The sequence below is a fragment of the Gordonia amarae NBRC 15530 genome, assembly GCF_000241345.1.
In the GTDB taxonomy this organism is placed as follows: Bacteria; Actinomycetota; Actinomycetes; order Mycobacteriales; family Mycobacteriaceae; genus Gordonia; species Gordonia amarae.
On the sequence record NZ_BAED01000046.1, the window covers coordinates 97,284 to 118,386 of the forward strand.

General features: G+C 68.4%; 18 protein-coding genes. 13 read left to right on the forward strand and 5 right to left on the reverse strand.

Features of this window, described 5'->3' with window-relative positions; all coding sequences use genetic code 11:
* The first annotated feature begins 196 nt into the window (after positions 1 to 196).
* The 12 genes from GOAMR_RS12745 to GOAMR_RS12800 all read left to right on the forward strand — a co-directional run bounded on the left by GOAMR_RS12745 (position 197) and on the right by GOAMR_RS12800 (position 14,438).
* The gene (locus GOAMR_RS12745) at positions 197 to 1,183 is read left to right on the forward strand and encodes a GDP-mannose 4,6-dehydratase (protein ID WP_005188127.1); all 987 of its coding nucleotides are present in this window, start codon (positions 197 to 199) and stop codon (positions 1,181 to 1,183) included.
* Positions 1,184 to 1,192: 9 nt separating this feature from the next.
* Positions 1,193 to 2,206, forward strand: coding sequence for a GDP-mannose 4,6-dehydratase (locus GOAMR_RS12750; protein ID WP_005188130.1), 1,014 nt, complete (start codon positions 1,193 to 1,195; stop codon positions 2,204 to 2,206).
* Positions 2,203 to 2,775: an acyltransferase gene (locus GOAMR_RS12755; RefSeq protein ID WP_005188132.1), complete on the forward strand. Its 573-nt coding sequence runs from the start codon at positions 2,203 to 2,205 to the stop codon at positions 2,773 to 2,775. The genes GOAMR_RS12750 and GOAMR_RS12755 overlap by 4 nt, the downstream gene beginning before the upstream one ends.
* Before the next feature lie 94 nt (positions 2,776 to 2,869).
* The gene (locus GOAMR_RS12760; RefSeq protein WP_005188134.1) at positions 2,870 to 3,985 is read left to right on the forward strand and encodes a glycosyltransferase family protein; all 1,116 of its coding nucleotides are present in this window, start codon (positions 2,870 to 2,872) and stop codon (positions 3,983 to 3,985) included.
* Positions 3,982 to 5,379, forward strand: coding sequence for a lipopolysaccharide biosynthesis protein (locus tag GOAMR_RS12765; protein WP_005188136.1), 1,398 nt, complete (start codon positions 3,982 to 3,984; stop codon positions 5,377 to 5,379). Before GOAMR_RS12760 ends, GOAMR_RS12765 begins: the two co-directional genes overlap by 4 nt.
* Positions 5,376 to 6,476 carry a glycosyltransferase gene (locus GOAMR_RS12770; protein WP_005188138.1) on the forward strand — a complete coding sequence of 367 codons (1,101 nt, stop codon included), beginning with the start codon at positions 5,376 to 5,378 and terminating at the stop codon, positions 6,474 to 6,476. The genes GOAMR_RS12765 and GOAMR_RS12770 overlap by 4 nt, the downstream gene beginning before the upstream one ends.
* The gene (locus GOAMR_RS12775; protein ID WP_138943711.1) at positions 6,464 to 7,924 is read left to right on the forward strand and encodes an O-antigen ligase family protein; all 1,461 of its coding nucleotides are present in this window, start codon (positions 6,464 to 6,466) and stop codon (positions 7,922 to 7,924) included. The genes GOAMR_RS12770 and GOAMR_RS12775 overlap by 13 nt, the downstream gene beginning before the upstream one ends.
* On the forward strand, positions 7,914 to 9,287 hold the full coding sequence (locus tag GOAMR_RS12780; protein ID WP_005188143.1) for an acyltransferase family protein: 1,374 nt from the start codon (positions 7,914 to 7,916) through the stop codon (positions 9,285 to 9,287). Before GOAMR_RS12775 ends, GOAMR_RS12780 begins: the two co-directional genes overlap by 11 nt.
* Positions 9,268 to 10,356 (forward strand): glycoside hydrolase 5 family protein, encoded by a 1,089-nt coding sequence (locus GOAMR_RS12785; protein ID WP_005188146.1) that lies wholly within the window; start codon positions 9,268 to 9,270, stop codon positions 10,354 to 10,356. Before GOAMR_RS12780 ends, GOAMR_RS12785 begins: the two co-directional genes overlap by 20 nt.
* Positions 10,357 to 10,469: 113 nt before the next feature.
* On the forward strand, positions 10,470 to 12,068 hold the full coding sequence (locus GOAMR_RS12790; RefSeq protein ID WP_005188149.1) for a cellulase family glycosylhydrolase: 1,599 nt from the start codon (positions 10,470 to 10,472) through the stop codon (positions 12,066 to 12,068).
* A gap of 271 nt (positions 12,069 to 12,339) precedes the next feature.
* Positions 12,340 to 13,863, forward strand: coding sequence for a sugar transferase (locus GOAMR_RS12795; protein ID WP_213263248.1), 1,524 nt, complete (start codon positions 12,340 to 12,342; stop codon positions 13,861 to 13,863).
* The gene (locus GOAMR_RS12800; RefSeq protein ID WP_005188159.1) at positions 13,860 to 14,438 is read left to right on the forward strand and encodes a YdcF family protein; all 579 of its coding nucleotides are present in this window, start codon (positions 13,860 to 13,862) and stop codon (positions 14,436 to 14,438) included. Before GOAMR_RS12795 ends, GOAMR_RS12800 begins: the two co-directional genes overlap by 4 nt.
* 110 nt (positions 14,439 to 14,548) lie before the next feature.
* Here GOAMR_RS12800 and GOAMR_RS12805 read toward each other — a convergent pair whose 3' ends face one another.
* Positions 14,549 to 15,271 (reverse strand): PaaI family thioesterase, encoded by a 723-nt coding sequence (locus GOAMR_RS12805; RefSeq protein WP_005188163.1) that lies wholly within the window; start codon positions 15,269 to 15,271, stop codon positions 14,549 to 14,551.
* Positions 15,272 to 15,325: 54 nt separating this feature from the next.
* Here GOAMR_RS12805 and GOAMR_RS12810 point away from each other — a divergent pair, with 54 nt between their 5' ends.
* Complete coding sequence (locus GOAMR_RS12810) at positions 15,326 to 16,276, forward strand: 1,4-dihydroxy-2-naphthoyl-CoA synthase (protein WP_040515159.1); 951 nt, start codon at positions 15,326 to 15,328, stop codon at positions 16,274 to 16,276.
* 38 nt (positions 16,277 to 16,314) lie between these two features.
* On the opposite strand, the gene GOAMR_RS12815 is transcribed toward GOAMR_RS12810, so the two are convergent.
* Genes GOAMR_RS12815 through GOAMR_RS12830 form a run of 4 tightly spaced genes read right to left on the reverse strand, consistent with a single transcriptional unit; the run spans position 16,315 to position 21,090 of the window.
* Positions 16,315 to 17,484: a GGDEF domain-containing protein gene (locus GOAMR_RS12815; protein WP_005188174.1), complete on the reverse strand. Its 1,170-nt coding sequence runs from the start codon at positions 17,482 to 17,484 to the stop codon at positions 16,315 to 16,317.
* A gap of 5 nt (positions 17,485 to 17,489) precedes the next feature.
* Complete coding sequence (locus GOAMR_RS12820) at positions 17,490 to 18,830, reverse strand: glutamate-1-semialdehyde 2,1-aminomutase (RefSeq protein ID WP_005188177.1); 1,341 nt, start codon at positions 18,828 to 18,830, stop codon at positions 17,490 to 17,492.
* Positions 18,827 to 19,963, reverse strand: coding sequence for a CDP-glucose 4,6-dehydratase (gene rfbG / locus GOAMR_RS12825; protein WP_005188180.1), 1,137 nt, complete (start codon positions 19,961 to 19,963; stop codon positions 18,827 to 18,829). The genes GOAMR_RS12820 and rfbG overlap by 4 nt, the downstream gene beginning before the upstream one ends.
* Positions 19,960 to 21,090 (reverse strand): class I SAM-dependent methyltransferase, encoded by a 1,131-nt coding sequence (locus GOAMR_RS12830; RefSeq protein WP_040515161.1) that lies wholly within the window; start codon positions 21,088 to 21,090, stop codon positions 19,960 to 19,962. The genes rfbG and GOAMR_RS12830 overlap by 4 nt, the downstream gene beginning before the upstream one ends.
* Positions 21,091 to 21,103: the final 13 nt, after the last annotated feature.

Here is a 21,103-nt window from a genome sequence, read left to right on the forward strand (position 1 = left end):
TGCCACCATCCCAGTGACCCGCGTCATTGATTCGGAATCAGGCGAAACATTTGGTGATCCCTCGTTAACACGGGACCGTCAAGACCCTGCGGACCAGTAGTGATCGCGGAATATCTTGACAATGCGCTCCATCGGACACTGCGGTAGCGTCTGCGTCCATCGAACCAAGTGATTCTTTACCTCCAGGGGAAATATCATGCCAACTGCTCTGATCACCGGAATCACCGGCCAGGATGGTCTTTACCTGAGCGAACTACTTAGTTCCAAAGGCTACCGGGTATACGGTCTGGTACGCGGCCAAAACAATCCCAAGGCAGCGGCGCTTGCGGTGACCCACCCTTTTGTCGAGATACTGACCGGCAATCTGCTCGATCTGTCCAGCCTGGTCCGGGCAATCAACGCAGCGGCACCGGATGAGGTCTACAACCTCGGCGCGGTGTCGTTTGTCGCGTACTCCTGGCAGAACGCCCGCCTGACCACCGACGTCACCGGCGGCGGCGTGCTCAACATTCTGGAAGCCGTACGGTTCTACCAGGACAGCACCGGCAAGCAGGTCCGCTTCTACCAGGCGTCGAGTTCGGAGATGTTCGGCAAGGTGCAGGAGGTGCCGCAACGCGAGAACACGCTGCTGTGGCCCCGTTCCCCTTACGGCGTGGCCAAGGTCTACGGGCACTATATGACCGTCAACTATCGCGAGTCCTACGGGATGCACGCGAGTTCGGGGATTCTGTTCAACCACGAATCACCTCGTCGCGGACCGGAATTCGTCACCAGGAAGGTCACCCAGGCGGTTGCGCGGATCAGCCTCGGCATCCAGAAGGACATCGCGCTGGGCAACCTCGACGCGCAACGTGACTGGGGTTTTGCCGGAGATTACGTCGAAGCGATGTGGTTGATGCTCCAGCAGCCCGGGGCCGACGACTACGTCATCTCCACCGGCACCACCCAGTCCATCCGGTCACTGCTCGACATCGCCTTCGACGAGGTCGGCATCGACGACTGGGAGCCTCACGTGCGGATCGACCCCCAATTCTTCCGACCCGCGGAAGTCGATCTGCTGGTGGGTGATTCGACGAAGGCCGCCACCGTGCTGGGCTGGAAGCCGAAAGTGGGCTTCGACGAACTGATCCGGATGATGGTGCGCAACGACGTGGACCAGCAATCCAAGCTCGCGGCGGGTTAGCCGGTGGCGATGACCGGGCAACCCACCGCTCTGATCACCGGCGCGGGCGGGCAGGACGGGACCCTGCTCGTCGCCGAACTCGCACGCCGCGGGTGGCGCACCGTCGCCGTGTACGGCCCGGGAACAACCGCACCTGAACCGCCACGTCCCGAATCAGTCTCCCTCACCTGCGATCTGAGTGACATTCCGGCCGCGGGACAGCTCATCGACGAGTACGCGCCGACGCACGTGTTCCACCTGGCCGCCATCTCGTCGGTGGCCGCCTCCTGGGCCGACCCGGTGGGCACCGCGCACCTCAACGGGGTGCTCTCCGTCGCGCTGGCGGACAGGTGTCTGCGGCAACCGCGACCGCCGCGCTTCGTCAACGCGTCGAGCGGCGAGATCTTCGCGGCCGCACGGCGCACTCCGCAGGACGAGTCGACCCCCCTGGCCCCGAACTCGCCGTACGGGGCCGCGAAGGCGTTCGCGCACTCCATGGTCGTCGTCTTCCGGGCGCGTGGGCTCTGGGCCAGCAACGCGATTCTGTACAATCACGAATCTCCCTGCCGTCCTACGACATTCGTCACACGCAAGATCACATCGGGAGTGGCTGCGATCGCCGCGGGCAGCGCGCAGCGGCTGACCCTGGGCAATCTCGACGCCCGGCGCGACTGGGGCTGGGCGCCCGACTACGTGGAGGCGATGATCCGTATCGCCGAACACGACACCCCCGATGACTTCGTGCTGGCGACCGGCACCGCGCGTTCGGTTCGTGACTTCGTCCACGAGGCCTTCGCAGCCGTCGGCATCACCGACTGGCGGCACCTGGTGGACACCAGCGAGCAGTTCACCCGCCCGGCCGACGCGACAGCGCTGATCGGCGACAGCACGCACGCCCGCCGGACCCTCCGGTGGTCACCCACCATGAGCTTTCCGGAGATCGTCCGCGCCATGGTGCGCCATGATCTGGACCTGATCGGCGCCGGCCACCACGACACCGGAGCCGGGACCAACCACGACGACAAACAGGAGGCCGCGCTATGACACAGCTACCGATACAGCACGACCGGACCGAGGTCATCCCCAGCCCCAAGGCCATCCAGCTGGGCGAGCGTGTCTACAACTACCTCATCACCTGGCTGCCGTCCCACCATGTGCGGCAACTCTTCCTGCGCCTGCTGGGGGTGTCGATCGGCCGGAGAAGCTCGATCATGATGGGCACCACCATCCTCGGAGCCCGCTTCCTGACCATCGGTGATGCCGTGTCCATCGGCGGACGGTGCCTGCTCGACGCGCGCGGCGGCATCACCATCGACGACGACGTGGTGATCGCCTCCGACGTCCAGATCATCACGGGCAAGCACCTGGTTAACTCCCCCGACTTCGACATCCGGCTCGGGCCGGTCCGCATCAAACACCACGCCTGGGTGGCCAGCCGGTCAATGGTGTTGCAGGAGCTCACCATCGGGGTGGGCGGCGTGGTGGCCGCCTGCTCAATGGTGACCCAGGACGTCGCCGATATGCAGATCGTCGGCGGGGCACCCGCCAAGCCGATCGGCACCCGCGAGTCGACCCTCGACTACCACCCGGTGTTCCGCCCGATCCTCACCTGACCCCGATCCCCACATTGTTGCCTGACCGGGGCAACAGATCACCCGCCCGTCCATCCCGGACACCAACGCACAGCCGACACGATTCGAGGTAACCATGACCGATCTGGCGCAGGTTCGTCTGGTCTACGTGGCGCCGGCACACGGCCGGAGCGGGGTGGGCGACTACGCGACCGACTTCATCGACGCGATCCGGCCACACGTCCTGGAGGTGATCGAGTACCGCATCGACACCGAGGGCAGTGAACGGCTTTCCGAGGTCGTGCGGCACATGCGCGGGGTCCGTGCCGCGGTCCGCAAGGCCGGCGACAGCGGTCCGGTCATCGCGCATTTCGAGCAGAGCGCCGGATCCCTGTCGACGTTCTGGGCGGCCGCCCTACCCGCCGTGGTTCCGGTGACCGCCACTATTCACGATGCTCCGCGCCCGGTGTGGTGGCCCTTCAAGACCGAACTCCTCACCCGGCACCGGCTGTTGCACCACGCCGTGCACTACCCCCTGCGACCGCTGTCGGATGCGGTGCAGCGCAGGGTGAGCCGGAACCGGACAGTGTTCACGCTCACCACCATCGGTGCGGACCGGACTCGGCAGTTGCTGCGCTCGTCGCGAGTGGTGCCCACCCGGATCTTCGTTCCCGACCGCGACGACACGATCGCGGTCACCGACCGCCCGCCGGCAGTCGGCCTGTTCGGCCACGTCTACAAGGGCAAGGGATTCGACCTCATCGACCGGCTTCGCGCCGGGCTCGACGACGGCATCGACATCGTCGTGGCCGGCCGTGGCACCGAGAACCTCCCGCCTACACCGGGAGTGCGGATACTCGGCGAGGTCAACGGCGCCGACGAGGATGCGTTCTTCACCGGCATCAGATTTCTCGTCGTGCCCTACTCCAAGGACAACAAATACGGCAAGGTGTGGGCCGCATCGAGTGCTGTGGCGCGGTCCTTCGCGTACGGCACACCGATCGTCTGCATCCTCGACGGCTCCCTCGCCGAGACCGCGGCCGAGGGCGGGGCGGTCGGGGTGGACTCGGCCGGCCCCGGCAGCGGAATCGATGCCATCGCGGCGGCCGTCAACGCCGCCATCGGCGACCCTGCCCGCATGGCGGCTCTCGCCGCACAGGTGCAGGCGCTGCGGGTGGCGCGGTCGGGCGGCGAATGCGCCCGACCGGTCCTGGACGCCTGGCGGGAGATCGCGGGCGGCCTGCGCTCGTGAACACCACCACAGGCCATCTGATCCGCGCGGCGACCGCCGCGGGGTGGAGTTACGGTGGCCGTCTGGTCGGACTCGCCTGGACGGCGCTGCTCATCTCCCGGCTCGGAATCGGTGACTACGGGCACTACGCGCTGGCCGTCGCGATCGCCGCGGTGATCAACGCCGCCGCCGACAATGCCTACTTCGTCCGGTCGCTCCGGGTCGACGAGGACCATTTCGTCCAGGAACGTTCGGCCCGAACGCTGTTCGGCCTCGCCATGCTGGCCGTCGGCTGCGCGGTGTTCATCGAGTGGTTCGTCGCGGGCTTCGCGGTGACCATGGCGGCCGGTGAGTTGCTCTTCAACACCCGCAAGAGCCGCGACATGCGTGACGGACGGCCAGATCGCACCATGCGGCTCGACACCGTCCGGCAGTTGACCAGCATCGGACTCGCCGGGGGGTACATCCTGACCGCCCAGTCCCCGGCCCTGCACCTCGCGGGCATCCTCTACCTGCTGCCCTATCTGCTCATCGGCGCCGTCTGCGTCCCGTACGTCACCACCGTGCGGCACGGATTCCCGGGCACGGCGCGTGGGGCCGCCCTCCTGTCCGCCGAAGCCCTTGCCGCCGCGGTCTATTCACAGGCGCCGCTGATCGCCGTCGGCCTGGTGGCCGGCAGCGAGGTGGCCGGGTACTACTCCGTGGCGCAGGTGACCGCGCTCGCGATCGCCATGTTCGGCCAGCATTTCGCCAATACCTATGTCGCAGGACTCCGCACGGCGACAGGCGATGTCCGGTCCGCACCCGACCCCCGCGCCATCGTCCGGATGGCGGTGGCCACCGGCGCCGCGATGGCGGTGCTCGGGGCCGGGATCGCCCTGTGGGGCGGGGCCGGGCCGGTGGGTGCGGCGATGCTCATCCTGTCGGTGTTCGTCTTCGCCCGCTCGGTCAATTTCGTGTTCACCGTGATTCTCTTCCTGCAGCATCGCGACCGGCTCCGGGTCCGGGCGACCGTCACCCTGGCACTCGGCCAGTTGCCGGTGCTGGTGGTGACGGCGCACCTGTGCGGGGTGTACGGCACGGCCGTCACCGGCACGCTGTGCGAGCTGGTGCTGCTGCTGGTGTATCGCCGTGCGATCTATGCCGGCGGTCCCGGTTGTTCGCCGGTGGCGCATACCGGCGGCACGGGGACGACTTCGGCCCCCGCCCGCACGCGTGTGATCAACCACCCCGCGTTGGAGAGCACAGTACCCATTCCGGTCGTTCCGGCTCTGCCCACCACCGCCGCCCTGCAGCACTCCGGGCCCATGGCGACCTTTCCCGCCACCAGGTATCGCCGCCGGAACCCCGGCTGCCACAACGGATCACCGGTTCAGTTCCGGCCGGTGCCGAGCCGAGAGACAACACCGGTATGAAAACCACATTCATTCTGAGCAAAGACCCGCGGTTCGAATCGACGGGCGACCTGACGATGGCGCAGTTGGTGATGGACCTGGCCAGGGAGGCCCATCAGGTGCAGGTGCTGTGCCTGTCAGCCCATCCTGATGCCACCGACGGCGGATACCGGCGCGTGGCCAAACCCCACCCCCGCGCGATACCGATAGTCGCCGGCAGCCTCCTCCGGCGGCGCAGTCTGGTGCACACCCGCTTCCTGTCCGGCGAACTCGTCGATGCGGTGCGCGCGACCAGCACCGACCTGTTCGTAGCCGACCACAGCTACATGGCCGAGTGCGTACTCGCCGCATTCGGTTCCGGGGCAAAGGATTTCCTCGCGGTCAACACTGTGGTACCGGAGTCGCTGATCTGGACCGGCACCCGGGGCCTGGCCGGGCGGATCGACTCACCACGGATCATCCGCGACGAGACGCGGGTGGCGCTGGCCGCACGCAGCGTCGCCTCCTACGACAAGCAGGAGGCCGATCACTATCGAAGCCTGGGCATTGAACGGTCGTACTGGCTCGATCTGACCCTGCCGCCGGCCCGGCGGGTCCCGGTCGAGGCGACACCGCCGCGGCTGCTGTTCCTGGGCGATCGCCGCTGGGCACCGAACCAGGAGGCATTTCTCCAACTGCTGCAGTGGTGGCCGCGCATCGCCGACGGTATCGCGGGTGCCGAACTGTGCATCGTCGGTGCCGCCGATCCCGACCAGCCCGCCCCCCGCCTGCCCGCCGGTGTCCGCGAACTGGGTTTTGTCGAGGATCTCGACGGGTTCCTCGCCGGCTGCCGGGCACTGGCCGCCCCGATCCGCACCGGCGGTGGGGTTCGGGTGAAGATCCTCGACGCGGTCTCACGCGGCCTCCCCGTCATCGGGACCGGGCCCGCGGTGGGTTCGCTCGGCGAATTGCTCGGCATCGCATCGATCGACGACCCGGGGGAGTTCATCGACCGATGCAGGAACTACCTGCTCGACCGCGGCGCGGCCGCCGGGTACGGCGCCCGCCTCTATGAGATCGGAGCCGACCGCTGGCAGAACAGGTTGCCACACAAGACCGTCGACGAGTGGCTGCGATGACGGTGCGGCCCGCCCCGGTACGGGGCGGAAACCAGACCGGCGCCCCCGCCCCGCCGCGAATCCGGCGCGTCCGCGTGGGTTCGGTCCCTGCCGCCGCACCGCTGCTCGCCGCGGTGGCGGCCGGACTGCTCGCCGGGATGCCCGATCCGCGCGGTGCGCTTGCCGCCGTCGCCGTCCCGATACTGGCGGCGGCGGTGGTGGTGGTCGTTTTCGCACCCAGAATCATCTATGGCACAACCGCTTTCATGCTCGGTGCAGCCCCGGTGATGGTGGTTCCCGGCGTTCCGCTGCCCTTCGTCCTGGCCATGGTCTTCGCCGTGTGGGGCACAGTCTGGTTCCACGGTCCCGCGCGGAACCGGGTGAGCGGGACCGAGATCGCCGTCGCGGCCCTGATCGTGGCCTCAACAGCGGGCCTGGTAATGACCGCCGACGGTCCCGAGCACATCCTCGAATACGTGAAATGGGTACTGGCAACCTCTCTCGTCTTCGCCCTGATCCGCCTTCCCCGTCCGGACCTGCGCCTGTTCGGCCGGACATTCGTCTACGGCGGCGCCACCGGTACGGCACTCGCGCTCGCCCTGCTGGCCTTCGACAAGTCGGGCACCTTCCTCAACAAGCTGTCCCCGATCGGGTACGGCAACACCGGAACCATCGGCACGCACCTGCGGTTCTACGAATCGTCCATGGGCAGCGTGGTCCGCCTCACCGGTACCTACGTCGACCCGAACATCGCGGGCATCATCATCTTCGTCGCCGCGATCGCCGCGATCGCCATGTTCCGCGGTGCCCCGCGATTGCTGCTGGCCTCGATCCTGCTGGCCGGTCTGGTGATGACGCTGAGCCGGGCCGCGATCTTCTCGTTCGTCCTGGCGGTGGTGGTGCTCGCGGCATTCGGGGCGATGAGCCCGCGGCTACGGGCGGCGATCGCAGGGGGCGCGGTGACAGCGGCGGTGGCCGCCGCGGGTGTCCCGTCCATCGCCGAACGGATCTTCTCGTCCTTCTCCTCCGACGACAAGGGCAGTGCGGACCGCTCCGCCGCCATCGCCGACTACACCTCGACGATGACGGGCCGGTGGTGGTTCGGTCACGGCTTCGGAGCACCCGAGTTCACCGACGAGGTCATCGGCTTCCACACCAACTATGTCGCCAACAGCCCGCTCCTGACGATCTACCGCGGCGGGCTGCTCGCGGGCGCCGCGTTCGTGGCGATCCTCGTCGTCGGCGCGGTCACCGCCTACCGCGCCCTGCGCCGGCCGCCCTGGGAAGCGGGGGTGATCGGCGCCGGCTTCATCGGCTTCGCCGTTGTCGCACTGCAACTCGACTTTCCGGTGGTGACCAATCCGCCGGTCACCATGGCGTTCAGCGTGCTGGTGGCGTTGCTGATCACCGACCCGTTCGAGGCTGATCACCAACCGTTCGAGCAGAAGGACCACCCCGATGAGAGCTGAGCACGATCGGTACCGGGCCGCGCCTGCGCCGGGTCGCTACCGGCCAAGGCATGCCGCACCCGAACCCGGCCGGCCACCGGAGGCCACATCGCCCGCGCCGCAACCGGGCCCGAGGCCTAAGGCACGACTGGCCGGGCTCGAAGGCCCGCGCGGAATCGGTTGTCTGTGTGTCATCGCGGTCCATGTGGCCGTCCATTTCACGCCGGACGTCCTGGCCGCCACCCGGATCGACTTCCTCGGCCAGGCACTGACCTTTTTCTTCGTGTTGTCCGGTTTCCTGTTGTATCTCCCCTACGTCAAACGGCTGGCGGCCGGTGGCCCGCGCCCGGAGACGCCGACCTACCTCATCCACCGGTTCCGCCGGATCTTTCCCGCGTATCTGCTCATCTTCCTGGTCGTCAACTTCGTTCTGCGCGCGAGCTATGTGGTCAACCCGGTGACCGTCTCGTGGGACAGCGCCGATGCCGGCACCGGGACGATCACCGATCCGCTCGCGCTGCTCGCGCAGCTGACCCTCGCCCAGTCGTACTTCCCGTCGACGCTGCAGACCGGCATCAATCCGGCGTGGTCACTGAGCACCGAGTTCGGCTTCTATCTGACCCTTCCGGTCCTCGCCTGGGCACTGTTCGCCGCCGCCCGGCGATTGCCGGGTGTCCCCCCGCTGCGCCTGGCGCTGGTGCCCGGGATCGTCCTGGTCGCCACCGGGATCATCTGCAACACCATCGTGGCCGTTCTGCAGCACAGCGACCCGGCGTACTCGGGTCTCATGGGATATTGGGGGCCGAACTGGGTTGCCGTGCTGTCCCGCAGTTTTCCGGCCCTCGCCGACACCTTCGGGTTCGGGATGCTGGCCGCGGTGGGGTACGTCGCACTCACCAGGAGCGCGGCGAAAGGGGTGCGCACCCTGCACCTGCAGCTCGCCGCGGCCGGTGCCATGCTCATCCTGACCGCGGCCTCGCTCGTGGTGTTCATCGTGCGGCCGCACAACCTGGCCACGGTATTCGCGACAGCCTCGGCGATGCTGATCGTATTCGTCACCGCCGCGCTCGCCCGCGGCGAGCGCTCGGCGATCGCCGCGGTCACCGACTGGCGGCCGATCAGGTATGTCGGCATCGTCTCCCTGTCGACCTACCTGTGGCACTACCCGGTACTGATCCTGCTGGAACGGACCGGCATCGAGATCCCCGATTCACCGGCCGGGCTGCTGGCGGGATTCCTGCTCGTCGGCGTGTTCAGTGTGCTGCTCGGTTCGCTCACCTACCGGTTCGTGGAGCGGCCTGCCATGGAGCAGTCGAGCCCCGGCGTACTCCGGTCCGCGTTCTCCCGATCGAAAGGTACTGCCCGTGCACCCGAACTCGGCTGATCACGCCCGGACCGACCGGGCCCAGCCCGCCCGTACCCGGGCCGCCGCGCTCGCCGGCGCACTGTGCGTGGCCGTCGCCGCGCTCCTGACCGCACCCGTCCCGGCACCCGCGGCACCCGCCCATGTCGTCGGATTCGCAGAAGGTGGAACACTTCTCACCAAGAGCCCGGCCACGCTCGACCGCGATTTCGCCGCCGCGCGCCGGCTGGGGATGACGTGGGTTCGGGTCGAGATCAACTGGCGGATCGTGGAGAACCGCCGGGGAAGGTACGACTGGCGCAACGTGGACAAGGTCGTCGGTTCGGCCCGGCGCCACGGCCTGTCGGTCCTCGGTCTGGTCACCTTCGCACCGCCGTGGGCGGCCGATCCGGCGGGGGCGTTCCTGCCGGGGAGCAGGCCGAAGGACACGGCGGCGTTCGGGCGGTTCGCCGGGATCGCGGCGGGCAGGTACGCACGGTCGATCAGCACCTGGGAGGTGTGGAACGAGCCCAATCTGCCACTGTTCTTCTCCCCGCGCCCGGACACCGGCATCTACGGGCGGGTGCTGCGTGCCGCCTACCCCGCGATCAAGGCGGCGCGGCCCGGTGCCACGGTCCTGTCCGCGGGACTCTCGGTCGCCAATGACACGGCCGCCACGATTGCCCCGCGTACCTTCGTACGACGCCTCTACGACCAGGGGCTGCGCCGCTACTTCGACGGGATCGCCTTGCATCCCTATACCTTTCCGTACACGCCGGCCACCGATCCGAACGGCAACTGGGCCGACATCACCGAGGTCCGCTCGGTGATGCTCGCGCGCGGTGACGCCGGCAAGAAGATCTGGATCACCGAATTCGGCGCACCGACCGGCACCGCCGCGGATGCGGTGAGCCCGGCCCGGCAGGCGGTGATCCTGCGTGAGGCGATCACCACGGCCCGGCGGCTTCCGTATGTCGCACAACCGTTCTTCGTCTACACCATCCGCGACACCGGACCGAACGCGGCGAACCGGGAGGACAACTTCGGGCTGCTGCGTGCGAACGGTAGTCAGAAGCCCGCTGCCGCCCAGGTCCGGCGGCTCACCCGGTAACCGCTGAGTTAACTCATCCAGGAATCCGATACAGCAGGGACAAAGAAGATTCAATGAGGCTAATGTGATCAGAGTTATCTGTCGGGCCGGGGATAGTCCACCAGGAGCCACGCATGGGCACAGCGCGCCCACCCATCGATCCCTCCGCGTCCACATCCGGATCCTCCACCCGATCCAGACGAATACTACTGTCGCGCACCTGGACTCGCAGGCAGGTCATCGGCGCCGGGGCCTTCGGGGCGGCCGCGGCAGCCGGTGGATCCTGGCTGGCGGCCTCCGCCCCGGAGCAGCCGCGGCGAGCGCGGACCCCCGTCGCCCTCACCGCGTCCCCTCTCTCGGCCGGATTCGCCGCCGGCTCGGCCATCCTCTACATGAGTACCGCGGACCGGCGGCAGACCCTCGATCTCGTGACGGCCACCGGAATCGGCTGGATCAGGTTCGACGTACCATGGAACTTCGTCTCCCCGCAGGCGGGAAGCTACCAGTGGACATTCGTCGACAACGTCGTCAACGACTGCCGCGCAAGAGGTCTGACGATTCTCCTGTCGGTGGTCAATTCGCCGTCATGGGCAGCCGCGGTACCGGGAAACCCCCAGTCGCGGCCGGCATCGGCCACCACCTACGCGAACTTCTGCGGCAAGGTGGCCACCCGCTACCGGGACTCCGTCAGCGCCATGGAGATCTGGAACGAACCCAACGGCCGGATGTTCTTCGCCCCCGATCCCGACCCCGCGTTCTACACGCAGATGGTCCGCGCCGCCTACCCCGTCATCAAGGCCAAGGCACCGGCGATGACAGTGATCGCGGGCGCGCTGGGCGCCGTGGACACCGCCGACGGACTCGTACACGCGGTGGACTTCCTCAGGGCCGCATACCAGAACGGCCTCGCGGGCCGGTCCGACGCGATCTCCTTCCATCCGTACGACTACTCCAACCCGCTGGCCACGGGCGCCCTCTACGACAACGCCCCGATGCGCAATATGATCGACATGTACCGGTCGATGAGCAGCAACGGCGACGGCGGAAAGAAGATCTGGATCACCGAATATGGCGCACCGACAACAGGTTCCATCAGCCAGACCGACCAGGCCGAGCTGATCTCGAACTCCATCGGACAGTGGCGGGAGGTCTCCTACGCGGGACCGTTCATGATCCATACCATCCGCGACGCGGCCACCGGTTCGACCGATCCCGAGGACAACTTCGGCGTCGCGACCACCGCTTTCGTCCCCAAACAGTCGATGGTCGCCGTGACGGCTCTGAGTCAGGCAGGATTTCCGCTGCGGCCCGAGTATCAACTGCTCCAGGTCAATCCGGACCCGACTCTGGGCCAACCGGTCAGTCCCGTCTACCCGCTGCAACGCGGATTCGGCTATGAATTCACCGAGGGCGCCCGCTACGCGACAAACAATGGGTTCTTCAGTTCCCCGACCGAGGTGGCGACAATTGCGCGACGCTTCCGGGTGGTGCCCCTGGGAACCTTTGCCTACGATCGTCAGGATTTTGATGTCGACGGCGGATTCCGTGTATTCAGCCGCCCCGATACGACCGGAACCCATGCCGTATACGGGGCGATACTCGCCGCGTGGTCCCCCGCCATCGGCTTTCCCACAGGTACTCTTACCTCGACGAACGGTGTGACCACCCAACAATTCGAGAATGGTGCCATAACCTGGTCGGCCTTGGGGGGAACACATGTCGACTATTCGTGAGAATACCGAAGAATCAGCCGCCTCCGGACAACCGGAAAGCACCGGACAGCAGAATTTATTGTCGCCCGTGAAATACTTCGACGACGGTGGCAGCCCGGTGCGATAAGTCACATCAGCAGGGCAACCGGATTACCTTTTCCTTGGTAGAGTCAAGCCATTCATCCGAGCCCTGTCAACGTCGACCGGCAGCCCTCGACACCGCTCGCACCACTCGTACAGCTCACAGCCCGACGCAGCGGGGAAAGCCGGGTCATCTCCCATGCAAGCCGACATGCACCGTAGGACAAGCGCTCTCGACTCGACCGCCGCGTACCGCGCGCGCCGCCCGGGACCCGTCCTGCGGATTCTGCCCGCGCCGACGATGTGGCTGAGGCGGTACGCGCGCGCCGTCGTGATCACCGATCTCGCCGTCGTGCTGGCGGCATTACTGCTCGCGCAATCGATCCGGTTCGGATTCGGTATCGACGGCCTGCTCGTCGGTGTCGGCCGTTTCGGCTTTCCCGGCATCGTCACGGTTCTCGCCGTGGCCGTGCTCTGGACGGTGGCACTGGTCACCGCACAGGCACATGACCGGCGCGTCTTGGGCGCGGGCACCGCCGAGTACACCCGCGTGCTGCGCGCCGGATTCGGTGCCGCCGGTGCCGTCGCCGCCATCAACCTCGTCGCCGAGACCTGGATCTCACGGGGCTTTCTGCTCTTCGGATTCGGGATCGGTGTCCCCGCCTTGATGCTCTCGCGCTGGCTCTGGCGCCAGTGCATCGTCGCCGAACGTAAGCGCGGACGCTGCCTGAACCGCGTCCTCGTCCTCGGCGACACCGCGTCGTCGGTGCCGCTGATCAGGAGACTGGCCGCCCGGCCCGAACTCGGCTACCAGGTGGCAGCCATCTGCGTGCCCGCCCACTCCGCCGCCGCCGCGACAGCACAGCTGGAGGTCGACGGAACCCAGATTCCCGTCCTGGGCGACTTCGGTGACGCCCGGGCGGCGGTGGCCCGGTGTGGGGCCGCTGTCGTGGCGGTCACCTCCGGGGACGCTCTCGGCCCCGATGCGATGCGCGAGTTGTCCTGGGACCTGGAGGGACTCGACGTCGAGATGCTCGTGGCACCGGCGGTGATCGATGTGTCGGGCCCGCGTATCACCATGCGTCCGGAGTCCGGGCTCGCGCTGCTCCACATCGACAAGCCCCGGTACCGCGGCGCCAACCGCTTCCTCAAATCGGCCTTCGACAGGACGTTCGCGGCCCTGCTGCTGGTGCTGATCGCCCCCGTCCTGATCGCCTGCGCGCTGGCCGTCAAGATCGGCTCACCCGGCCCCGTCCTGTATGGCGGGGAGCGGATCGGTCTGGACAACAGGCCCTTCCGGATGTGGAAGTTCCGTTCCATGGTCGTCGGGGCGGACCGGCAGAAGGCCGCACTCGCCGGTACCGACGACGGCAACGGCATACTGTTCAAGATGAGGGACGACCCGCGGGTCACTGCGACGGGACGGTACCTGCGGCGGTTCAGCCTCGATGAGCTGCCTCAGCTGTTCAATGTGCTGTCGGGTTCGATGAGCCTGGTGGGCCCCCGGCCGCCATTGCGCGAGGAGGTGGACCGTTACGACGAGCACGTCACCCGCCGGATGCTCGTGCGTCCCGGGATCACCGGCCTGTGGCAGGTGTCCGGACGCAGCGACCTCACCTGGGAGGAGTCCGTGCGGCTCGATCTGTCGTATGTGGAGAACTGGTCGGTGGCCCTCGACATCGTCATCCTGTGCCGCACCGTGCGGGCGATGCTGAACAGGTCGGGCGCATATTGAGCCGGTCTCACCGGATCAATACCCGCACGGCGGTGGTGGCGGGCCTGGTCGCGGTGCTGGCGGGCGCGTCCGTTTTCGGCGGGCTCGGCTTCCGCCTGTTCACGGTCGACCATTCCGATACCCTGCGCAAGGCCGACGCCATCGTCGTGCTGGGCGGCGAACACGACGGCCGCGAGGATTACGGCCTCGCCCTGGCCCGTGCCGGCTATGCCGATACCGTCCTGATCTCCGACCCCTACTGGCCCCGGACACCGGAGGACGCACTGATGGACCGGGTGTGCGGCGACCCCCCGCCCGGTATCGAGGTGCGGTGTCTGCGCCCGGCTCCCTCGACCACCCGCGGAGAGGCGATGATCACCGCCCGGCTCGCCGCCGAACGCGGCTGGTCGCGGATCATCGTCGTCAGCTGGCGGTTCCACCTCGTGCGGGCCCGTTACATCTTCCGGCAGTGCTTCGGCGGCGAGCTGGTGCTGCGCAGCGTGCCGAGGGCCTACGACTTCTCCCCGCCGCTGTGGGCGTTCACGTACGCCTATCAGTACGCGGGCATCGCCAAGGCCGCTGTGCTGCGCTGCTGACGTGCGGGGCGGCGTTGGCGGGCCGGATTCAGCATCGGCGCCATCGCGCTGTAGACCCCGCGCCGATTCAGGTGCCCCCTCGCCGGTTGAGGTCCCTACATCGAAAGACGTTAGGGCTGGCCGGGATTGAGGCGGATGAACAGGCCGTCGAGTTCGGCGCACAGGCGATCGCCGTCGTGCATGGTGCCCTTGATGAACGCCTTGCGGCCATCGACGCGGTCGGCCCAGGCGCGCACCTTGAGCGGGGTGTTCAGCGGGGTGACCGAGCGGTAGTCGACCTTGAGGTAGCCGGTGCGGCAGATGCCGTTGGTGGCCACCGCCGAGGCGTAACCGCCGATGTCGTCGAAGGCGACGGCGACCTGCCCGCCGTGGGCGGCGTTGTTGCCGCCGAGATGATAGTTGGTGAAGGTGACCGTCATATCCACCGCACCCGCATCCTTGTCGACGTTGTCGACGGTGAACGGCGGGAGGGTGATGTTGCCGCGGGCCGGCAGGTCGATGCGGGTGCCCGCCGGGGTGTGCCACTCGTCGATCTGCACCGAGGCCAGCTTGGCGTTGAGGTCCTTGAGGGTGTCGATGAGGTCGTCGCCCATCTCGGGGGTGGGGCAGGCCAGCCGCACGTTGTCCATGAACAGCCGCACCTGCTCGATGAACTCGCCATAGCGCGGGCCACCCCGGTCTCCGACGGCCGGGTCGATGGGCCGGAAGCCGCCCCGGTGCGAATTGTCGTCGGAAGCGGTCGCGGTGGAGGCGGCGGCCCGCTCGTCCTCGGTGGTCGCGATGAAGTCGGCCTCGTTCATCCCCTCACCGTAGTAGAACGTGTTCACCCCCACGCATCGAACCTCCCACCAACCGGTCCGGGCTTACCGGGCACACCACTAGGGTTGATGACCATGAGCACCCCCTTCGATCCCGCCCAGTGGGCCACCGTCCCCGGATTCGATGACCTCACCGACATCACCTACCACCGGCACACCGGCGAGGGCCGGGCCAACGGCATCGTGCGCATTGCCTTCGACCGGCCGGAGGTGCGCAACGCGTTCCGGCCGCACACCGTCGACGAGCTGTACCGCACCCTCGATCACGCGCGCCGCTCCCCCGACGTGGGCACGGTGCTGCTCACCGGCAACGGCCCGAGCCCCAAGGACGGCGGCTGGGCCTTCTGCAGCGGCGGCGACCAGCGCATCCGCGGCCGCTCCGGCTACCAGTACGCCACCAGCCACGACACCGATGTGACCGGGGCTGGCGCCGAAGGGGTCGACGAGGCGCGGGTGAAGGCCGAAGGCGGCCGGCTGCACATCCTGGAGGTGCAGCGACTGATCCGCACCATGCCCAAGGTGGTGATCGCGGTGGTCAACGGCTGGGCCGCCGGCGGCGGGCATTCGCTGCACGTGGTGGCCGACCTGACGCTGGCCTCGCGCGAACACGCCCGGTTCAAGCAGACCGACGCCGACGTGGGCTCCTTCGACGCCGGCTACGGCAGCGCGTACCTGGCCAAGCAGGTGGGCCAGAAGTTCGCCCGGGAGATCTTCTTCCTCGGCGAGGCCTACGACGCCGAGACCATGCACAAGATGGGTGCGGTCAACCGCGTCGTCGACCACGCCGAGCTGGAGAACACGGCGATCGAGTGGGCGCGCACCATCAACGGCAAGTCACCGACGGCACAGCGGATGCTCAAGTTCGCGTTCAACCTCACCGACGACGGACTGATGGGCCAACAGGTGTTCGCCGGTGAAGCCACTCGTCTGGCGTACATGACCGACGAGGCCGTCGAGGGCCGCGACGCGTTCCTGGAGAAGCGCAGCCCCGACTGGGACACGTTCCCGTACTACTACTGAGAAGTCCTGACCACTGGGAGGTCCTGACTACTGGGAGGTCACACCGACCGGCCGGGCCGCTGCTCGGGGGCGGGTCCGGTCAGGACGTCCGACCAGGTGAGCGACACCTGGTTACGCCCGTTGCGCTTGGCCGCGTACATCTCCTGGTCGGCGATCCTGAGCAGTTCGTCGATCACCGCCTGCGCCGGACGGTGCTGCGCCCGTGGCCAGTCGGCCGGCAGGGGTGCGTAAACGGCTCCGATGCTCACCGTGACCGAGGTGTGGGTGCCCACCCAGTGCCGCACCTCGTCGCAGAATTCGGCGAACGCGCCCGCCGACTCCGCGGCGTAGGCGATCACGAACTCCTCGCCGCCAGTACGGGCCACCAAACCCCGGTCGCCGGTGACGAATTGGAGGATCTGCGCCACCTCGATGAGAACGGTGTCACCGGCGGAGTGCCCGAGCCGGTCATTGAGGTTCTTGAAGAAGTCGATGTCGGCCTCGACGAACCCGATGGCCCTCCCGAGTCCGGGGACCGGGTGTGAGCGGCCGGCCAGTCGGTCCCACCGGGTCACCAGACCGCGCCGGTTCAGTACGCGGGTGAGCGGATCCGTCTCGCTGAGCGCCGACTGCCGGGCCAGCGCCGCCTCCAGCGACATCCGCAGGGAGTACACCAAATAGGCCGGAACAAAGATCGCGATCACGATGGCCCCGCCGCCGATGACCTGGCCCGGGATCGTCGCGGCCCTGTCCACCACCGATACCAGCCCCAGAATCGAGCCGGCCACCACGAATCCGACGACGGTACGGGCCGGCGACTGCAGCGCCGCCAACGCCGGGCCCGCGGCCAGGAAGGGCAGCACGAGATGTGAGGTGCCCGGGTCGGCGACCAGCGCCGCCGCGATCACCACCCCGATCATGCCGCCCCCGGTGACGACCGTGAACTGCCTGTCGGTCAGGGTGCCCGCGGTGATGGTCACGACCAGCACCGCCACCGCGTAGACGGTGAGCCCGGCCAGCCCCCACATGCCGCCGGGGATGAGGAAGTCCGGGGTGAACAGCGCGACGACGATCAGCGGCACCGCTCCCAACTGCCCGATGAGGGTGCCCAGTGTCCGTTGATCGAACCGGTCTCGGAATCGCCGAGCACCGAGCACCGGCGCGCCGTCACGCCACGCGACGCCGCGCACCGGGCGCGGACGGTGGGTGCTACGGTCCTCCCCCGCCATCAGGGTCAACGCAGTCGTCGGGGCTCGGCCAGGCGGCGCAGCGCCGGTGCGACGGGCCGTCCGCGCAGGAAGCCGGCGACGCTGCCCGCCGACAGCGCGTCGCGGTACACGCCCAGCGAGGCGCGGACAGCGTCGACGGTGTGCGCGATGTCGTCGGCGGTGTGTGCGGCGGAGGTGACGAACGACTGTCCGAGCACCCCCCGCCCGACGATCTCCTGCAGGAACAGCGTCCGGTACTCCTGCGACGGCTGCCCGGCCGGATCGCGGGTGACGAATACCAGGCACGACGGCCGGCCGACGACCGTGAGGTGGTCGGCGATCCCGTACTCGGCCGCGGCCGCGTTCACCCCCTCGGCCAGCGCCCGTCCGGCGTTCTCCATCGCGGCGACGGGGTCGGTGGTGCGGTAGGCCTCGACGACGGCCCGGAACGCTGCCAGCGACGCGGTCTCGGGTCCGTGCGTCGTCGACAGCAGGAACACCCTGTCGTGGTCGGTGTTCAGGCCGCCGAGTTCCATGTACTCGCGTTTGCCGGCGAGCGCGGAGATCGGGAAGCCGTTGCCCATTGCCTTGCCCCAGCACGACAGGTCCGGTGTCACGCCGTACATGCCCTGCGCGCCGTGCGCCGACCAACGGAAGCCGGTGATCATCTCGTCGAAGATCAGCAACGCGCCGTGCCGGTCGCACAGGGCGCGCACGCCGTCGAGGAAGCCGGGTGCGGGTTCGGCCATCGCGGTGGCCGCCTCCATGATGACCGCACCCACCTGATCGGGGTGGTCACCGAAAACTGTTGCCAGCGAATCGAGATCGTTGTAGATGAAGCGGTGGATATCGGCGGTGGCGGTGTCCGGGATGCCCGCCGACATGTCGGTGGTGCCGATGAACCAGTCGTCGACGGAGAAGAACGGGTGATCGCAGACGGCGACACCGGTCCGTCCGGTCACCGCCCGCGCCAGCCGGATGGCGGCGGTGGTGGCGTCGGAGCCGTTCTTGGCGAACTTGACCATGTCGGCGCCGGGCACAAGGTCCAGGAAGTCTTCCGCCGCGGCCAGTTCCAGCGCGGTGGGCCGGGAGAAGTTCATGCCGTCGGCCATCGCGGCGGCCGCGGCGTCGATCACCGGCCGGTAGCCGTGACCGAGCGTCACCGACCGCAGTCCCATCCCGTACTCGACGTACTCGTTGCCGTCGGCGTCCCACACGCGGGCTCCCGCACCGCGCACCAGGACCGGCGCCATGTGGTCGGGGTACTGGTCCGCGCCGCGGGCGTAGGTGTGCGCGCCGCCCGGCACCGCCCGGTGCAGCCGCGTCTGCAGCTCGTTGGATTCAGCGAACGATCTCACGGCCGTCATCTGCCTTCTTCTGCGACAGCGAGATACGCGTCGAGGTCGGTCAGGCATGCAGCCCGCGCCGACGCCGGGTCGGCGTCGAGGGCCCGGTACCAGTCGACGGTGCGCGCCACCGCCTCGGCGAATCGCCAGCGCGGCCGCCAGCCCAGCCCGGCGGCGGTGTGTTCGGTGGACAACCGCAGCACCTGTGCCTCCGGCAGGTCGTCGGGGTTGCTCGCGTCCCGCCAGGCGCCGCGGCCCCAGTGCGCGATCATCGCCTCGGTCAGTTCGGCGACGGTGGCGTCGTCGGCGGCATCCGGACCGAAATTCCAGGCGCCGCAGTACTGGGCGGCGTCGGGTGCGGTGAGCCGCGCGGCGAGGGTGAGGTAGCCGGAGAGCGGTTCGAGTACGTGCTGCCACGGCCGGATCGCCGACGGCCGGCGCAGATCGATACGTTCGCCGGCACCGATCGCGGTGACGATGTCGCGGACGAGTCCGTGCGGCGTCCAGTCCCCGCCGCCGATGACATTGCCGGCCCGCGCCGTGGCGAGCGCGATACCGTGCCGCGCAAGGTCGTCCGGCGGGAAGAAGGAACTGCGGTAGGACGCCGCGACCAGCTCGGCGCCGGCCTTGCTGGCGCTGTACGGATCGTGCCCGCCCAGCGGATCGGTCTCGGCGAACCGGCGCCCGCTCTCGTCGTTGGCGTAGCATTTGTCACTGGTGACAACCACCACCGCGCAGGGCTTTCCGTCGCCGCCGGGCTTCCGGTATCCCCGCAGAGCGTCGAGCACCGACGCGGTGCCCATGACGTTGACATCGAACGACTCGGCCGGGTCTGCGTAGCTGTCGAGTACCACGGTCTGCGCGGCCAGGTGCAGGACGATGTCGGGTTCGGTGGTGCGCACAGTCTCCGCGAACTTGTCACGGTCGCGGATGTCGCCACGGATGTCGGCGGCGAGAAGTTCTGCGACACCGGATAGTTCGTAGTTGTTCGGGCTGGTCGGCGGTTCCAGCGCGTAGCCGGTGACCGTAGCGCCGAGCCGGTGCAGCCAGATCGACAGCCACGACCCCTTGAATCCGGTGTGCCCGGTCAGCAGCACCGACTTGCCCGCGAACGCCTCCCGCAGCACGGCCTCCCCGCCCGTGACGCCGGTCATGATGCTGCCCTTGGTGATTCGGCGTCGGCTGGGCGCACACCGGTGGCCGGATCGTCGACGAACCAGCGGCCGGCGAACTGCGGGAACGTCTCGCGCACCTCGGGATACAGATCCGGGACGGTCAGCAGGATGCTGTCCGGCGCGGCGGCGGCAAAACGGGCCGGGGATACGATCGGGATGTCGGTGCCGGGCATCCGGCGGCCCTCCTTGAGCGGGGACGCGTCGCCCACGGCCGCGATCATCGAGCGGTCGGCGCGGGCCAGACTGAGCAGGGCCACCGCACGGGACGCCGCGCCATAGGCCAGCACCCGGTTACCCTGTGCGCGTTGCCCCTCCAGCCAGGACCGCAGGCCGGACAGGTGACTGTCGGCGGCCCGCTGCAGGCCGCGAACGGTCCGCGGGTCGGTCATCGCCACATCCCGCCGGACGAGCCGGGCGATTGCGGCATCCGGTTCGGCCTCACCATGCACCGCCGCGAGGACCACCGTGCCGCCGTACAGGTCGTAATCCCAGGCGGTGAGCGGACTCATCCCGGCCGACGCCAGCAGCCGGGTGAGCGCGGGCAGCGAGTAGTAGGCGAAGTGACCGTGCCGCAGCGCATTCCACTGACCCTGCCGCACGATCGTCTCCAGCGGCAGGTAGTGCAGCAACAGCACTCCACCGGGGGCGGTGGCCGCCGCCCGCCGCGCCATCCCGGCGGCCTGATCCGGTTCGTGCATGATGCCGAGCGAGTCGACGACGATGTCGGCACCGCCCGGATGATCCTGGGGCACAGTGGAAATACCGCGCTCCTGAAGATGGGGGAGCCAGGTGCCGCCGTGCGGGCTGCCGAACTCGGCCGCCGTGGCGCCTCCCAGGAGTCCTGACGCTGCGGCGTCGGCGACCGCCGCACGCGCCTGCTCCACCAGCGCCCGCGGTTCCACCCCACGCGGTTCGTCGGTCACCGTGTCGTCGTCGGCGAGCTGTGCCAGCCCGCAGCCGGCGCACAGCACCATCGCCAGCGGGTGGTCGGCCTCGCCCGCCGAGATCGGGTCACCGGCCGGCGGGAAACAGTCGGCGGCCGGCACCTCCCCGAGGTCCAGAACCAGGTCGAGGGACCCGGATCCACATGCGCGACAAACTTTCATGCGACCATATCCC

Coding starts and splice junctions, on each gene's coding strand:
- GOAMR_RS12770 (WP_005188138.1), top strand. CDS start 5,376: ATGAAAACCACATTCATTCTGAGCAAAGACCCGCGGTTCGAATCGACG.
- GOAMR_RS12760 (WP_005188134.1), top strand. CDS start 2,870: ATGACCGATCTGGCGCAGGTTCGTCTGGTCTACGTGGCGCCGGCACAC.
- GOAMR_RS12790 (WP_005188149.1), top strand. CDS start 10,470: ATGGGCACAGCGCGCCCACCCATCGATCCCTCCGCGTCCACATCCGGA.
- GOAMR_RS12820 (WP_005188177.1), bottom strand. CDS start 18,830: ATGACGGCCGTGAGATCGTTCGCTGAATCCAACGAGCTGCAGACGCGG.
- GOAMR_RS12750 (WP_005188130.1), top strand. CDS start 1,193: ATGACCGGGCAACCCACCGCTCTGATCACCGGCGCGGGCGGGCAGGAC.
- GOAMR_RS12795 (WP_213263248.1), top strand. CDS start 12,340: ATGCACCGTAGGACAAGCGCTCTCGACTCGACCGCCGCGTACCGCGCG.
- GOAMR_RS12810 (WP_040515159.1), top strand. CDS start 15,326: ATGACCATGAGCACCCCCTTCGATCCCGCCCAGTGGGCCACCGTCCCC.
- rfbG (WP_005188180.1), bottom strand. CDS start 19,963: ATGACCGGCGTCACGGGCGGGGAGGCCGTGCTGCGGGAGGCGTTCGCG.
- GOAMR_RS12815 (WP_005188174.1), bottom strand. CDS start 17,484: ATGGCGGGGGAGGACCGTAGCACCCACCGTCCGCGCCCGGTGCGCGGC.
- GOAMR_RS12780 (WP_005188143.1), top strand. CDS start 7,914: ATGAGAGCTGAGCACGATCGGTACCGGGCCGCGCCTGCGCCGGGTCGC.
- GOAMR_RS12755 (WP_005188132.1), top strand. CDS start 2,203: ATGACACAGCTACCGATACAGCACGACCGGACCGAGGTCATCCCCAGC.
- GOAMR_RS12830 (WP_040515161.1), bottom strand. CDS start 21,090: ATGAAAGTTTGTCGCGCATGTGGATCCGGGTCCCTCGACCTGGTTCTG.
- GOAMR_RS12745 (WP_005188127.1), top strand. CDS start 197: ATGCCAACTGCTCTGATCACCGGAATCACCGGCCAGGATGGTCTTTAC.